The organism is Eudoraea adriatica DSM 19308, from assembly GCF_000382125.1.
GTDB classification, from domain to species: domain Bacteria; phylum Bacteroidota; class Bacteroidia; order Flavobacteriales; family Flavobacteriaceae; genus Eudoraea; species Eudoraea adriatica.
On sequence record NZ_KB907557.1, the window covers coordinates 1 to 15880 of the forward strand.

The 15880-nt window shown below is 31.3% G+C and carries 12 protein-coding genes; 3 read left to right on the forward strand and 9 right to left on the reverse strand.

Annotated features, from left to right (window positions below; all coding sequences use genetic code 11):
* Nucleotides 1-154 precede the first annotated feature (154 nt).
* Both G504_RS0117855 and G504_RS19370 read left to right on the forward strand, forming a co-directional pair.
* The gene (locus G504_RS0117855; protein WP_019671563.1) at nucleotides 155-814 is read left to right on the forward strand and encodes an LbetaH domain-containing protein; all 660 of its coding nucleotides are present in this window, start codon (nucleotides 155-157) and stop codon (nucleotides 812-814) included.
* A 338-nt stretch (nucleotides 815-1152) separates the two neighbouring features.
* Entirely contained in the window at nucleotides 1153-2280 is a 1128-nt protein-coding gene (locus G504_RS19370; RefSeq protein ID WP_019671564.1) for a GNAT family N-acetyltransferase, read from the forward strand.
* Nucleotides 2281-3848: 1568 nt separating this feature from the next.
* Here the strand turns inward: G504_RS19370 and G504_RS18985 are convergent.
* The 7 genes from G504_RS18985 to G504_RS0117900 form a co-directional block, all read right to left on the reverse strand.
* A complete protein-coding gene (locus tag G504_RS18985; protein WP_019671567.1) occupies nucleotides 3849-4886 on the reverse strand; it encodes a glycosyltransferase family 2 protein in 1038 nt (345 codons plus the stop codon).
* A gap of 94 nt (nucleotides 4887-4980) precedes the next feature.
* Nucleotides 4981-5085: a WbqC family protein gene (locus tag G504_RS20155; protein ID WP_157473528.1), complete on the reverse strand. Its 105-nt coding sequence runs from the start codon at nucleotides 5083-5085 to the stop codon at nucleotides 4981-4983.
* Nucleotides 5086-5247: 162 nt separating this feature from the next.
* Nucleotides 5248-6315, reverse strand: coding sequence for a glycosyltransferase family 2 protein (locus G504_RS19375; protein WP_019671568.1), 1068 nt, complete (start codon nucleotides 6313-6315; stop codon nucleotides 5248-5250).
* A 243-nt stretch (nucleotides 6316-6558) separates the two neighbouring features.
* Nucleotides 6559-7641 carry a DegT/DnrJ/EryC1/StrS family aminotransferase gene (locus tag G504_RS0117885; RefSeq protein ID WP_019671569.1) on the reverse strand — a complete coding sequence of 361 codons (1083 nt, stop codon included), beginning with the start codon at nucleotides 7639-7641 and terminating at the stop codon, nucleotides 6559-6561.
* Nucleotides 7638-9077 carry a lipopolysaccharide biosynthesis protein gene (locus G504_RS0117890; RefSeq protein WP_019671570.1) on the reverse strand — a complete coding sequence of 480 codons (1440 nt, stop codon included), beginning with the start codon at nucleotides 9075-9077 and terminating at the stop codon, nucleotides 7638-7640. Before G504_RS0117890 ends, G504_RS0117885 begins: the two co-directional genes overlap by 4 nt.
* Entirely contained in the window at nucleotides 9077-9946 is an 870-nt protein-coding gene (rfbA, locus tag G504_RS0117895) for a glucose-1-phosphate thymidylyltransferase RfbA (RefSeq protein WP_019671571.1), read from the reverse strand. The genes G504_RS0117890 and rfbA overlap by 1 nt, the downstream gene beginning before the upstream one ends.
* A 12-nt stretch (nucleotides 9947-9958) precedes the next feature.
* Nucleotides 9959-11017 carry a dTDP-glucose 4,6-dehydratase gene (locus G504_RS0117900; protein WP_019671572.1) on the reverse strand — a complete coding sequence of 353 codons (1059 nt, stop codon included), beginning with the start codon at nucleotides 11015-11017 and terminating at the stop codon, nucleotides 9959-9961.
* A 1204-nt stretch (nucleotides 11018-12221) separates the two neighbouring features.
* On the opposite strand from G504_RS0117900, the gene G504_RS19380 reads away from it, so the two are divergent.
* The gene (locus tag G504_RS19380; RefSeq protein WP_019671573.1) at nucleotides 12222-13256 is read left to right on the forward strand and encodes a methyltransferase domain-containing protein; all 1035 of its coding nucleotides are present in this window, start codon (nucleotides 12222-12224) and stop codon (nucleotides 13254-13256) included.
* 783 nt (nucleotides 13257-14039) lie between these two features.
* Here G504_RS19380 and G504_RS19000 read toward each other — a convergent pair.
* Complete coding sequence (locus G504_RS19000) at nucleotides 14040-14849, reverse strand: class I SAM-dependent methyltransferase (protein ID WP_019671575.1); 810 nt, start codon at nucleotides 14847-14849, stop codon at nucleotides 14040-14042.
* Between the two features lie 142 nt (nucleotides 14850-14991).
* Nucleotides 14992-15501 carry a sulfotransferase gene (locus G504_RS19005; protein ID WP_169336930.1) on the reverse strand — a complete coding sequence of 170 codons (510 nt, stop codon included), beginning with the start codon at nucleotides 15499-15501 and terminating at the stop codon, nucleotides 14992-14994.
* Nucleotides 15502-15880 lie beyond the last annotated feature (379 nt).

The window sequence follows — 15880 nt, forward strand, 5'->3', positions numbered from 1 at the left end:
GAATGATAAAAAATTACCTAATAAATAATGCTCATAGATATGCCTCTAGATGGCTTGTTCTAGGAGTTGATATACTATTAATATGCATTTCATTTAGTTATATTAATCAATTGCTGGATAATAAGGGGCATAATAATTTTAATTAATTTATAAAATGAAAAATATAATAATATTAGGGACTGGTGGCCTTGCGGCTCAGTTGACATTTTATATTGAAGACAATAATTCTAAAGTAGGAAATGAAGATAAAATCAATATTTTAGGATATATAGATTATGAATATAATATAGAAAAATATTGGAAAAGGTATAATTTTAAAACTCCTGTATTGTGTGATGTTGATTCATACATTCCTAAAGAAAATGAGGAAGTTTTATTAGCTATTTCCAATGTTAAATTCAGAAATAAAATGATTGATATTTTGGTCAAAAAAAATGCTAGAATTGGTAGTTTTATTCATTCAACAGTTATCATATCTAAATCTCAAAAATTTGGTTTTGGTAATATTGTGATGCCTTTTTGCGAAATTGAACCAAACAGTCAGGTTGGCGATAATAATATTTTAACCCCATTCAGCTTTATTAGTCATGACAGCATCGTTGGTAGTGGAAATTTCTTATCAAAAGCAGGGATAGCTGGCCATACTGAGGTAGGAAATAATAATTATTTTGGCCTTGGCTCAGTCGTAATTCCTAATGTTAAAATAGGAAATAATAATGTTATTATCGCTGGAACGGTAGTTAATGAATCAGTTAATGATGATACTACTGTTTTTTATCAATATAAAGAACAGGTTTTGGGTATCCCAAAATAATATAATAAATGGCCTACACTTTAAAAAAGCACGAAAATATCCAACAAATTTTACTGTTCATGAATTCTTTTGAGATAATTCAAAAAGTTATGTTATAAAACTATAGGCCATATGCCCTTGATACTTATCCATAAACGGAAGCAAATCCAAGCATGGAAAGATAAATCCATAAATACGTATTTGACATTTATAACACATGGCTACGAAAAAATATTATTAGCTGCTCAAACTAACCCAATACAATTCCAAATTAAAACTATTTATTGGTATAAACTTTTCCTTGTGAAATAGCGTATGATATTCGTGGGAAAACTACCTAAAGATTTTGTAAAGACCCTATGACCAATTTAGAAGCAGTAAAATATCATATGAAAGAGTTTTCTACATGCCACTTGGTTAATGATAGAAAGGAAAAATTTCTATTAGGAGGTCATATTATTAAGTCTGATGCAGATTTAGTAAAGTACGATAAGAATTTAAAACAGTTTCCTGATAATCCTTTTCTAAAGAAAGAGCTATTGGCAGGGGAATCAGATCAAGAGATTGGTTATTTTACGTTGCATAATTGCAAAAATAGCTTATTAATTTTGTTACCCTTTATACGCCGGAAAATTTATCTTCAAAATAAAGATACTGGCTACTATGATATTCTATCTCCCTACGGATTCTTGGGACCAATTTTAAATAGTGGTATCGACGAAAAAACCATGATTCAGTTTTGGGAACAAGTAGATGAATGGCATCTAAATAAAAATGTTGTTTCTGAATTTATTCGATTTAATTTTAATAGCAATTACTTAGGATTTACTGGTTCTATGGTTCCAACATTGAACATGGTATGTGGTAAAATACTTACGGAAAATGTGCAATGGAATAATTTTAAGCCGAAAGTAAGAAACAACGTCAGAAAAGCAATAAGTTATGGACTAGAAGGTATAGTATATCATCAGAATATCAGCAAAAATAATATCATTGAGTTTTATGATATCTACTCGAGGACTATGAACCGCCATAATGCTGAGGCAAGATATCACTATAAGTTAGATTTTTTTAAGAACTATATCTTGAATAATCCTGATAGTTGTGCTTTAGCAATAATATACAAAGGAAATTTAGCAATTTCCGTTGAATTGCTTTTACTATTTGATAAGGTTGTGTACTCCTTTTTAGGCGGTACAGAAGCAGCATATTTTAATACTCGACCAAATGATCTCCTCAAATTGGAAGTAATTAATTGGGCTCGGAAAAACGGATATGAGTATTATTTTCTTGGTGGAGGAAAAGTAAGTGGAGATAGTCTATATCGTTACAAAAAAAGATTTTTCCCAAAAGATAAAGATTATATATTTTACACGGGGAGAAAAATCCTAAACAAACATATATACGACAGCTTAGTCGAAAATAATCCTAATGCATTAAAATCTCCTGTTAAGGAGTTTTTCCCTTTATATAGGTATGGAGATTAAAATCTTCTTACTATTGCTTTTCTTCGAACGAATTTTTGAATAAATAACTGCAAGAGAGTAGTTTGGGTTTGAAGGCTACCTTTATTACCGTACTGTTTAAAAAGGCAGGATATTTGTCTTAAATTTAAACCTGAGTTGTGAGCTTTTACATTTTCACACCGGGGCCAATTTTTTAGATATGAGTGCAAGGCAGTTCTAGCAACATAATGTTTTCGGGATGACTATTTCCTCTACCAAAATTTCTCATGATCTGCATGTTTTTTTTTGGCAGGTAGTTCATGCAAATTCCTATTAAAATGGCTTCTTGACCTTTGCAGGAAGTTTTTTTCTTATGTTTTCGGGCAGCTTCGAGTTCCTCTTCCCGTAGACTAAAAGTACACTTTTGCGATTCCATTTATGACCTGCCTATCAACCTTTTGTAAAATCATCCATTCCGGGGCCGTAATTTTATTGATAGTCATGAAAGGATTATTACCACTTTCAGGTAGTCCTTTTTGCGTATTATAACTACTACATCGAACAGTGCAAGCCCGATAATTAAGTAGGACTCCGAATAAAAGACCGAATAGGTCTTCCTGAAGATATTTTGGCAGGTAATTCAAGTTGGAATGAACTAAAATCTTTTTGACAACAAAACCATAATATACATATGACTAAACTCTTGTCTCTGCTCCTCTATTTAGGGTATGGTTAAGTGCCTCAGGTTACTTTAACTGGCTTTTATGCCTAATATGGCAGACCTTAATTACTCATTAATTCTTGCACTAAAAATATAACGCATTCTTGTTGATACTTCACTCCGGTCTGATGTAACTAACACTACTACCATAAAACTTCTATTCCAAGACATAATTAATCTAACCTTCGGTTAACTTGGTATATTCATAAGTTGGTTAAAATTTGAAGGATGGAAAATTGTATTTTAAACTATCTTATTTTTAGCGAAAGCTACATTGTCAAGGAAGTGAATGAAAAGCTCCAAGACCCTGTCATAACCGAAAAATAAGAAAGGAGGCCACCCATAAAGGCATCAGGGATACCAACGGTATATTTACGTTGAACAAAAGTGCTTATTTTTGAAAGCCAGTTTCTAAGAACGATCCAGAGATAGTGAAGGTCTTACGCAAAATGAATGAGGGCTTTTGGAAGGTTTGCCACCTATTGCCTGTCTAGTCCAAACCATGGAGACATAACTGTGTTTACTTGTTTAAATGCTATTTTGGAAATAGTAGATTCTTCATGTCTTGGTAACGGAGATTTTAAATAAAAAACACTGTTTTTTAGCTATCTATTCCTTTTCGCAGTATTAGTCTCGCAAATATAAATATCATTTATTTACAGTACTTCTAATTGTCCCAGCCCTATTTCTTAATACGTCTACTCAATAACTGGACAAAGGCTAATTATAGTTTTTAGTTGGATATTAGACTGTATTCTTTTTATTGGGCAATAATTAAGACAAACTGTCTTTGTTGAGAAATTTAATTTATTTGAAATAGCCAAAAAAATTGATGATTTTAAGGGTCATCATAGATTTACTTAAAACAGCGATTCTGCAATTTAATAGCTTAGTTTTCTCCTTTCCCACGCAAGAGAGTTTTCATTATTTTTTTCATTTTAAGCCAGATAAAATAGATATTTTTGAATTTTAATCTTTCCAAAATAAATAATTTAATTTTAGTTATCTGATTCAACTCTTCGGTTGTCTTAAGTTCATTATAATAAAGTATACTATCAGTGGGATCAAGAATTAATGACGTAAAGTAGTAATCATACAGAATAAGATTTTTTAATTTCAAGTATTCAGTATCACTAAGATATTTTTTAGCATAATATTTCTGAATTTTTATGGTGTTATTCTTGAAGGCCATTTGCTTTTTAGAATCCTCGAAATTCGAAGCACTATTTTGTAATTTTCTATATACTGTTGTTGTTTCGTTCATAAAATGAATTCTACTATTGTAGTAAAACCAAATCCACATTGGATAATCTCCCATTGCCCATTCATCTCGCATTTCTTTCTCTTCTGCTACATACAATTTATATAAATCATTTCTCATTAAAGTTGTAAGAGTAGGTATTGGATTTTTATAAAGAATACCTTTTTTAATAATCTCGGATCCAAGAAGTGGTTTAAAGAATTTTTGCGTTTTTTCCTCATAAACCCTGGCCTTGGTATATACTAATCCGTAATCTGGATTTTCTTCCAAGAAATCCACCTGCTTTTGCAATTTAAAAGGGTCCGACCAATAATCGTCCCCTTCGCATATTGCAATATATTTTCCACGGGATTGGTCCAAGCTCCATTGAGCGTTTTTAAACATATATTTATTTTCTTTATGCTTGGTATATTTAACCCAATGTTTTCTTGGATGATCTTTAAGAAACTTGCATACCACTTCTTCGGTATTATCAGGTGAATTATCATCGGCAATAATAAGCTCTATATTAAACTTACATTCTTGATTCAAAACACCATTTATTGCCTCTATTATATATGCTTCGTGCCCATAGGTGATCATAGGTACACTTACAGTTATTTCTTTTTTACCCATGTCTAAATTTCCTTGATTTAATAAAATATTTTTTTTCGATCCTTTTTTCATAGCTTATTTGTTTATCAAAGTAGAATAACCTATAATTTATTTTGGTTTTTTCGCAAGGTACAGTATTATACTAGTTCTTATTTTGAAGTAAAATTTAATTGCCCTCCCTTAAAAAATTTACATCACTTGCAAAAGTAAATACGTTGGCCTCCTTAATTAATTGAAAATAACCCAAGCAAGTGAATAGATACGGTTGCATGATAGCCAGGCTCCTTTATTAATTGTTTTGTACCCCTAATAAATAAAAGTTTATATATCATATCTACTTCTACTAAAGAAAGATTGAAGAATAGTAGTAAACAATATATGCTAAGAAATATCTTCAAGAACATTAATGAATTGTAGGTAGTCATAGATATGCTTAAAACAGTAATTCCACCAATTTGAGCACTTGGTTTTCTCCTTTTTCGAGCAAGGGATTTTTCAAGATTCGTTTAATTTTAAACCAAATTAAATATATATGCTTGAATTTAAATTTCTCTATAGCAAATAATTTAATTTTGGTTATTTGATTCACTCCTTCAATTTCCTTAATCTTATTGTAATGGAGGATACTGTTAACCGGATCTTTAATCAATGCTATATAATAATATTTAAAAAGATTACTATTTTTTATTTTCAAATATTCAGTATCATTCAGGTATTTTTTAGCATAATATGTTTGAATTTTTATTGTGTTATACCTAAAGGCCATTTCCTTTTTAGGATCTACAAAATTAGAAGCGCTGTTTTCTAACTTTCTCCATACTGCCGTTGTTTCGTTCATAAAATGGATTTTACTATTGTAGTAAAACCAAATCCATTTTGGATAATCGCCCATTGCCCATGCATTTCTTATTTCTTTCTCTTCTGCTGCATACAATTTATATAAATCATTTCTCATTAAAGTTGTAAGAGCAGTAATTGGATTAGTATGGAGAATACCATTTTTTGCAATCGCTGATCCAAGAGTCCTATTCCAGAATTTTTGTGTTTTTTCTTCATAAACCCTGGCCTTAGAATATACTAATCCGTAATCTGGATTTTCTTCTAAGAAATCTACCTGCTTTTGCAATTTAAAAGGGTCTGACCAATAATCGTCCCCTTCACATATTGCTATATATTTCCCACGGACCTGATTGAAGCTCCACTCACTATTTTTTAACATATTTTTATTTTCTCTATGCTTGGTATATCTAACCCAATGTTTTCTGGGATGATCTTTGAGAAACTTGCTTACCTCTTCCTCGGTATTATCAGGTGAATTATCATCAGCAATAATAAGCTCTACATTAAACTTACATTCTTGATTCAAAACGCCATTTATTGCCTCCTTTATATACCTTTCATGCCCGTAGGTGATCATTGTTACGCTTACAGTTATTTCTTTTATGCCTATTCCCAAACTCTCTTTAGCCTTTAAAATTATTTTTTGCGATCCTTCTTTCATGCCTTATTTGTTATTCAAAATAGATAAAACTGGTAATTCATTAATCAACTTATTTTAGTTTTTTAATATATGGTACTGTGAAACAATATTCCTCTCATTAAAGGGAAATTTTATTTCAATTAATAAAACCATCCCCAAACAAATTAAAGCCATCAGCAAAAACAGATAGTTTGGCCTTATTCACTAGTTGAACATATTCAAATTATGTAAATAGATATAGTTTATCATATTTAGGTCCATTACTTAATTATTTTGTACCCTTAATAAAAGTCTGCATATCATATCTACCTCGGTTAAGGCTAGGTCATAATACAAAGGCAAACAAAGTACGCGTTTTGAAATGTCATCAGTGTTTTTAATGGATTTTGTTTCTAAATAGGGCAAGTTGTTTGCTAGCGAAGGATAAAAGTATCGTCTGCAAAAAATCTCATTAAGCTTTAATTGTTCAAAACATTCTAATAATAAAGATTCACTTTCAAAGACAATTGGATAATAGGCATAATTAGGACTTGACTTAGTATGCCATATGGGCTTAATAGCTTTAAGGTTCTTTAATTTTTTGTCATAACGATCCGTCAATAATTTACGTTTATCGTGTATTGCTTGAATATAATTAAAATTGGCCAAACCCATTGCAGCATGAAATTCTGAATTCTTACCATTAATACCCAAATTATAAAACGTTTCCGGGCCAGAGTGCCCAAAATTACGAATATGGGACATTTCTTTTAACAATTTGGAATTCTTTGTAATTACAAGCCCTCCTTCTCCGGAATGGAACAACTTCGTAGCGTGTAAACTGCAGGTAGAAATATCGCCATATTCAAAAATCGATTTGTTATTTACATTTACGCCAAAAGCATGTGCCGCATCATAAATGACATTTAGTTTATGTTTCTTTGCAATCATTTCTATCGCTTCTACATCGCAAGGGTTTCCATAAACATGTGTAGCAATGATTGCCGATGTTTTCTCCGTAATGGCCTCTTCAATCTTTGATGGATCAATATTTAGACTATTCTTATCAATATCAACAAATACAGGTTCGCAACCTTCCCAGACAATACTGCTGGTTGTAGCTACATAGGTAAAAGGCGTAGTTATGATTTCCCCTTTAAGACCTAAAGCCTTAATGGCTATTTGTAAGGCTATAGTACCATTAGTTACGAATAATAAATGGTCAACACCCAGATGATCTTTCAGTTTCATTTCAAGGTCGCTGGCCAAGGGCCCCATATTCGTAAGCCATTGGCGTTTCCAAATACCATGAAGCAGAATATCATAGTCCTCTTTGGGAGGTAAAAAAGGTAATGTTATAGGAATCATAATTTTCGGTTTTTAATTAAATTTAAAAGATCAAACATAGGGCTTTTCTTAAAAAATGAATTAATCAATGAGTAAAACAAAACCCCTACGATTGAAGCACCAACAATTTGTAAAATATTGGAAAATCCTTTTAATAAATCAATTGAGAAGTACATTATAAGAAAAGTACAACCCGCTAAAACGAGTATTGGAAACAAATCTAATATTTGGGTTTTAATCTTGTAGGTTATCAATTGGCTGCTGTAATACATATTTATTGGCAGACAAATATATGAAGTAATTACGCCACTCCAGACCAAGCCCATTAAACCAAATTGAAACCCAATAAAAATCATAAATGCCCAAATAACTTTTTTTATTATTTCCGTTTTTAGAGATAAATCACTTCGGCCATAGACTTGCAAAACATTCAAATTAAATGCATGAACGGGATATAATATTGCTCCAACACTTAGAATTCGAAAAAAAGGAATCGCAGGAAGCCATATTTCTCCAAGGATTATCTCAAATAAGGGAGTGGCGATAGCGGCACCGCCTAACATTAAAGGTGAAATAACAAAAAAAGTAAGGCGTAACAATCTCCTGTAAACTTCAGCAAGTTTAGTAGTGTCGTTCTGCAATTTAGACAGCATAGGATAAGTAACCTGGTTTATAATCCCTGTTAGTGTTAATGAAGGATAGTCATTAAATCGTTGTGCTCTTTCATAATACCCCAGGGTCTGAACCGGAAAAAACTTGCCAATAATAACATTATAACTATTTTTAAAGATTGTATCTAAAAATCCTGCAAGCATAATCTTATAACCAAAATTATAATGGTAAATTAATTTTTGTTTTGAAAAATTCAAACTCGGTTTCCATGAGGCAGTAAACCAAAGTAATAAAGACAAAATAATTTGCGTTGTCAAAAACATCGCTACGATACTCCATACACCAAATTTGTAATAACCTAAGCTTAAACCTACTGAAACTCCGATCAATGTGCTAGGTGCATTAATTGAAGCCAAACGTTTAAACTTCATTTCTTTTTTTAAAATGGCCAACTGAACGGCTGTAAAAGCCGATATAATAAAACTTAAACAATAAACTCGGATAACATTAATTAGAACTTCCTGCTCGTAAAACCTTGCAATGAGGGGCGCAGAGACAAACAGCAATACGTAAACCAGAAAACTCATAGCCATATTCATGTAGAATACTGTGGAGAAATCTGAATCTTCAGCGTTCTGGGTCCTTATAAGCGAAGATGTCATTCCACTATCGACTAAAGACGTCCCAATCCCTATAAATATAGCAATCATGCCAATTAGTCCAAAGTCAGCAGGGCCAAGCCACCGGGCCAAAATGAGCATCGCTATAAAAGATATTCCTTTTATAAGAATTGCTTCAGCAGCGCTCCAGATAAAACCATATATGGTTTTTTGTTTTAAGGACATTATTGAAGTAAATTTTGTAAGTACGAATAATATTCACCTTTCAAATTGAATATCCTTTTTTTTAACTGATCCTTAGAGATCCATTTATAATTAAGAGCGATTTCCTCTAAACAAGAAATTTTAAGACCTGTTCTTTTTTCCACAGCCTTCACAAATTCCGTAGCTTCAGTTAAAGCCTCATGTGTGCCGGTATCTAACCAGGCAAACCCCCTACTTAAAATTTCTAATTTTAATCGTTTGCGATCCAAGTATTCCTGATTTATAGAGGTGATTTCCAACTCATTCCTATCACTTGGTTTTACCTTCTTTGCAATCTCAACCACACTATTAGGATAAAAATATAACCCAACAACAGCGTACTTGGACTTGGGATATTTTGGTTTTTCCTCAATACTTAAAACGTCGTTAGTATGATTAAATTCCACTACACCATATCGTTCCGGGTCCGTTACATAATTACCATAAATAACAGCTTTGTTTTGATACTTAACCATATTTACGGCGTTCATCAATAATTTATGCAAACCGGCACCATAAAAAATATTATCTCCCAAGACCAAAGAAACATCATCTTTACCAATGAATTCCTCTCCAATTATGAAGGCCTGTGCCAAACCATCCGGAGATGGTTGCTCAGCATATGATAAATTGATGCCAAACTGTTTGCCTGACCCCAACAATTTTCTAAAATTTGGCAAATCCTGAGGAGTTGAAATTATCAATATCTCTCTGATCTCAGCAAGCATTAGAACCGATAAAGGATAATAGATCATTGGCTTATCGTAAATGGGTAACAATTGCTTACTAACACTTAATGTTAATGGATGCAATCTTGTCCCGGCTCCGCCTGCTAATATTATTCCTTTCATTTTTTATTTGTATTACAATTTATAATAATCTTGGTAATCCCCAGCGCTCACATTGTTTAACCAATCTTCATTTGCCAAATACCAATCTGTTGTCTTTGTAAGCTCTTCTTCAAAAGTCGCACTAGAACTCCAGCCCATATCTCTATTAATTTTGGAGGCGTCAACCTCATAATGAGGTTCATATCCAGGTCCGTCTGTTACGCAGGTAATAAGTTTTTCATTACTTCCTTTACCGCATTCCAGTTTATCATCCCAATGCCGGCAATGTAATTTGACCAAATAAATATTTTCCCATTCATTAAAACCACCAACATTATATGTGTACTTATAAGTGCTTTTGTAAAAAAGAAGGGCAATAGTTATATCATGGTCAATCATATGGAACCAGTGTCTTCTATATTTGCTGTCCTCGTAAACAGGCAACGGTCTATTTTGAATAATATTATTTATATACATGGGTATTAGTTTTTCCGGAAATTGACTTGTCATGTAATGGTTTGAACAATTGCTGATCATATAAGCCAGGTCATAAGTCTCTCCGTAAGTCCTTATAAAGTGATCGGAACTTGATTTAGAAGCTGAGTACGTTGAATTCAGATCATATGAGGTTATTTCCTCAAACAATCCTTTTTTTTCCACGGCTCCATAAACCTGCTCTGTGCTTATGCGGTAAAAAAGCTTTCCAAGCAATTTATCATTCCGTAAACCCTTAAATGATTTCAAAAGGATTATGGAACCATAAATTTTGGTCTTTGAATAAACCAGGGAATTGGTAATTGATCTGTCTACATATGACTCTCCTGCAAAGTAAAATGCACTTTCAAAGTGATATTCATTGAAAATATCCATGATATAGGTTTTATTGGTGATAGAATCCTTAGGAAAAGCATAATTATCTTTTCTCTCCATATTCAAAAGGTTTTTGAAGTTTCCGACATAGTTCAAAGCTTCTAAATCATAAATGTGATACTCTGGGAACTTATTCACAAATCTACTAATGGCAAGAGATCCAAAAAACCTACTACCTACAGTCACTAATATATTTTTATTTGGATTACTCTTTTCTAACATTTCTTGAGCAATTTAACAGTATTCTAATAGGTTTGTTTTTAACATGTAATGAATAAATAATCTTTTAGAACATTATAATTGCGAGTAGAAATGCTAATATGGCCCTAAGATTAGGCAAAAAATAAAGATTAGGAAACAATCTAACAAGTAGGTCATAATTTGGTTTTGGTCATTTTTAACATCTGCTATAGATTTCAAAGATAGACAAGAAACTCCTATAATTGTCCTTTTGTGTGATATCTAAATCTAAGATATTACACTTTATATGAATAATGACTTAATTATCGATTAAATACATAAAAATAATATTATCGGTTTATTTATATAAAATGAATTCTTTTGGTATATTAATTTCTGATATTTCTTAAGAATGGGTATTCAATTTATCAGTGAGATGCAATTAAAATTTGAACTTCGATAATGGACCGGGAGTAAAATTTAAAAGTTCAAAATGGATTTATGATGACAAGTCATGATTTTAAAGTACTTTCTAAAATGGATTATATCATTTCGAAAGAATTGTTAAGTGGAAAACAGTTATTATAAAAGCTTTTAAAGTATTATTGTAAATTGTTCATCAGAAATTTTTAAGATATATAGATTAACATTATTACTCAGTAAAATATCATAAATTTCAAGTGATCAGACTGGAACTAATAAAAAGTAATTCAATTACAACTTAAGCTTCTTAAAGAAGTGCATCTCAAAGGTCTGTCCCATATGGTCAATGTATTAAACGATTTTAATTTAAGCGAGGGTATTAAGTTTGGTTTCGATTTCGGCAAGACCACAAAAAAATGGTTGAATAACGGCTGTTAAAAAGAGGATTTGTTTATTAACAATATTAATTTTAAGGTTTTTTCTATTTTATCTATTATTTTCAGCTCTTTAACCTGATTAATTGATATATATTATGTGCATCCGAAACCGCAAAGGCCATCATGATTTTGTAAAAAAATCAGTTCTTTCGGCAATCTAAAACCAACAATGATTTATAGGGGTAAAAAATAGCTTCCCCATTTTATTATAAACCAATGTTGTAATACTTATACTTAACATTTTGCCGAGAAAACATAATTTTATCGAATAATTTTCGCAAATTAACGACAAGGCCTATTTCCATTATTTAATTGTAGTATATTCATTTTTTGAAAGCAAATATATCAAAGGATATAAATAAAAATATTTTTAAAAATTGGCCATAATGATAGAATCAAAAGTGATTTGCCCAACATGTAAAAAAAATAGTATTAATGACCGTTATCAAACTTATTGGATGTGCAATGAATGTGGCGAGAAATATTCTTGCATAAACGGTATCCCTAAGCTCTATTTAGAAGATGCTCTTGGTAAGGTAGATAAGGAAGTAAAAGATGATGATTATAAATATATGGCATGGTTTTATAATTTTTGGATGCCTTTCTATATGCTTCCAGTTAGGCCAATAAAAGTGTCTATTAAGCTCTGGATGGCATACTTTTTATTGGTTTTTTCCTTTATTTTCCTGTTCTTTAATGTGATAGATTTGATTGCAATTCGTGGTATTGGAAGTGCGACAATCTACGACTTCCTATTATTTGTACCCTTGGTAATTTTCATTTTTTTATTATCAAAACAACCACGATATGCATATTTGCTTCTGCTTGCTATACCTATAAAAATCATACTTTCGTTTCGCAATTTTGTACCTGAAAAGACTCATTCTTCTGTTCATAAGGAGTTTCAAGAAGAATACCTCGAGTCAGATGAAAGATTAAAAATGCTTGATATTGCCAGTGGTAGTGGAAATTCACTTTTCAGACATGGGTGGATGAAATTGAATGCTGATTACACAGCTGCAGACTATGCTGCAGGTATGATTGTACAGGGTAGGCGCTTAATGAGCAAACATAAAGTTCCTGCAGATTTCATTCTAGCGGATGCCACCAAACTTCCTTTTAAATCTGAGACCTTTGATATTAGCACAAATTATGGGGCCGTGAATGGTTTTACTGACCCGGAAAGTGCTCTTAAGGAAATGGTTAGAGTGACCAAAAAAGGTGGTAAAATCCTCTTTTTAGATGAACGAGAGTATGAATCGGCTACATGGTTAGAGAATGTTTATTTTAAAAAAGTATTTGCCTATAATAATACTATTGTAGGATGCCCTGTTGAGTTGCTTCCGGATGATCTTGAAGATATACAGGTGCACCAGGTGTATGAGTTTGTTTATATATGTACTGCGAGAAAGAAAATGTAAATATTACCGGTTTATTCAAAATAAAAATGGAAATTTTATCCTTAATTGTTAGATAGCTTTTAATTACATAGGATATTTCCAAATAGTAAATCCATCAACATTTGATTTACTTTCCCATGTAGCAATTGGCGTAGATATTTCGAATAAATCATTAGGCGTTATATCATAAATAATTTCATCCAAGTAATGAAACCTGTTAAATATCTATTGTCAATAAATCTTTGCAAATAGCTAGTCCAGACCAGTTATAGTCTTTATATTTCATACAAGATCATTTGTCTTATATAATAATGCCAACCGTTCATTAATAAGCTTTCATTTTTGCGTAAAGCTCATATATTTTCATTATTTGGAAGAATGTGGTTTCCTTCCACGACGCCTTCTCTGGTTTTGACTGAGAGATATTGTGCTTCGGAAAGCTGTTTTTGAAATATTGCATAGTATTTTATCCTCAGAAAAACCAACCTAATCATCAATTATTATCACGGATTAATATGAATTAATACGACTAAGTCTTCTGAACTAATCCTTTTCGATTAGAAATATAGTTTATTTTTTATTTTTTTTAGGGATGGACCTTCTCCTATGATGGTGCAGGCCTAATCGATCTTAAGAATAAGAAATAATATGCCCAGAACGTTACAACACTATCATTATAACTCAAATGGAATATAGCGTTTAGGATAATATGTCGTTGGGTTTTTGACCCTAATGTATTATCCTTTGTTACAAAGCTTTCAGTAAGATTTACTTTTTAAGCCTCCTATAATTTTTAAGACATTTTTAGCTGCTGGGTTTTATTACTTGAACAAGATCTTCTTTTGCATTTATCCCATAATAAATGGAAGTTTTTTCGTCGAAAAAATCAGAGTTTTTTATAATTTTCAAATTAAAACCTACTTTTTTTAAATCTTCAAAAAACTGTTTCTCACTGAAAACTCGATAATGATCATTTTCTCCATAAAAAAAATGTCTTTGCTCATCGGTATTAATATTTTCCTCTTCTAAATTTCGGCTTAAAAGTTTAGAATAAGGCGTTTGAAGTATTGCAATACCATTTGGTTTTAAAACTCTAAATATTTCTTGGATAGCCTTAAAATAATTTGGTATATGTTCTAAAACATGGTTGCAAAGTAATAAATCAAAAGTATTATTATCGTAAGGTATATCGGTTGCATCAATTTTTTCTATGTTTTTTTGTTTTGGATAAAAATCAGCTCTTATATGTTGCTTTGGATTTAAAGATTTAATTTTTTCAGCTAAGTTTTTCTCGGGAGCAAAATGTAAAATATTCGAATGGGATATTTTTTCCCATAGTTTTATTCTATCAAAAAACATGTATAAATGTCTCTCCCTATCATGGGCAGAGCAATAAGGGCAGCCAAAATTATCTATATCGCTCCCAACCATATTTAGTTTTTTCATATACTCGGATAAATATTTTGTTCCTCGACCATATTTTGTAAAAGAATTAAAAGTATTCTCGCAAACATAGCATTTGTGTTTATTTCCTGTTTTGTTAAAAATTGAAGTAATCTTTACTATAGGCCTTTTAATAAAAAACCGATAAATGCTTTTAAGTAGTGATATCATAATCTTAATTTTAATTTAATCTATTCTAATTTAACGATAAACCTTTGGATTAATTATAAAAGCGGTCATTGTAATGGCACTTATTCATTGTTGTATCAGATTTATTTTATCCTTTGTTTCCCTAATGAACTTTTTAAAGTGCCTAATTAAAATTTAGGAAATTTCGTATTCTGAACAACGCGTCCTTATACGCTAAATTGACAACCAATAATTTTCCGGGCTTGTTCTTAAAGTATTCTATGACAGACTTGTTGTAATCATTATATTGCTGCATCAATATTTTTTTATTATAAATATCATCTTCTGGGGTTTTATATATTAATCGATTCATTTCCCACATCCAACCAGGATAAACATAAGTTGCTTTTTTTAAATCGGATTTGGTTGGTAAATTGCCATTTGCAAATAATTTTGAATGATATGATGTATTTGTAATATACCAATCTTCCGGAGAATCTTTAATTGTTAGTATGAACTTACTATCCGGGAATTCCTTATCAAGGATTTTAAAAGTATTTGTGAGGTTGAACGGAACATCCAGAAATGCCATGCCCCGGTATTTCACATATTTAATAATTCCCTTAAAATCATTTTTCGCACATTCTTTAGCTAGTAATTCAGCCGGACGCTGTGGTCCAACAGCTAATCCCATTTCATTGAATAATTTTGAGACTGATGGTGTAAAAGTTCCGTTTTTACCAATACAAAAAACTTTCCTACTTCTTGAATAAATAAATGCATTAATTGGCTTTTTGATTAGATTATATATTCTTTGTATCATCCTTTATTCTTTAATAATTGGTTACAAAATTAGGAAAAGATGCTCATTGAAATGGCGGTTATTTTTTGTTATTCTTTATTGTATTTTTTATTTGTTATGCTTTTTTAAGAAATCAATGGCAGATTCCTGTTGATTTCAAACGAATATTGTTAAAAACTATTGGTAAGAAAATTGCAAAGTCAATGGAGTTAAAAAGCATCTATTAATCTAATTCTAGTTTGAATTTATAGCAATGTCTTTTCTTACGATT

Excerpts from the sequence above, each read along its gene's own strand:
- G504_RS0117855 (WP_019671563.1), top strand. The coding sequence starts at position 155 with ATGAAAAATATAATAATATTAGGGACTGGTGGCCTTGCGGCTCAGTTG.
- G504_RS19370 (WP_019671564.1), top strand. The coding sequence starts at position 1,153 with ATGACCAATTTAGAAGCAGTAAAATATCATATGAAAGAGTTTTCTACA.
- G504_RS18985 (WP_019671567.1), bottom strand. The coding sequence starts at position 4,886 with ATGAAAAAAGGATCGAAAAAAAATATTTTATTAAATCAAGGAAATTTA.
- G504_RS20155 (WP_157473528.1), bottom strand. The coding sequence starts at position 5,085 with ATGCAACCGTATCTATTCACTTGCTTGGGTTATTTTCAATTAATTAAG.
- G504_RS19375 (WP_019671568.1), bottom strand. The coding sequence starts at position 6,315 with ATGAAAGAAGGATCGCAAAAAATAATTTTAAAGGCTAAAGAGAGTTTG.
- G504_RS0117885 (WP_019671569.1), bottom strand. The coding sequence starts at position 7,641 with ATGATTCCTATAACATTACCTTTTTTACCTCCCAAAGAGGACTATGAT.
- G504_RS0117890 (WP_019671570.1), bottom strand. The coding sequence starts at position 9,077 with ATGTCCTTAAAACAAAAAACCATATATGGTTTTATCTGGAGCGCTGCT.
- rfbA (WP_019671571.1), bottom strand. The coding sequence starts at position 9,946 with ATGAAAGGAATAATATTAGCAGGCGGAGCCGGGACAAGATTGCATCCA.
- G504_RS0117900 (WP_019671572.1), bottom strand. The coding sequence starts at position 11,017 with ATGTTAGAAAAGAGTAATCCAAATAAAAATATATTAGTGACTGTAGGT.
- G504_RS19380 (WP_019671573.1), top strand. The coding sequence starts at position 12,222 with ATGATAGAATCAAAAGTGATTTGCCCAACATGTAAAAAAAATAGTATT.
- G504_RS19000 (WP_019671575.1), bottom strand. The coding sequence starts at position 14,849 with ATGATATCACTACTTAAAAGCATTTATCGGTTTTTTATTAAAAGGCCT.
- G504_RS19005 (WP_169336930.1), bottom strand. The coding sequence starts at position 15,501 with ATGGGATTAGCTGTTGGACCACAGCGTCCGGCTGAATTACTAGCTAAA.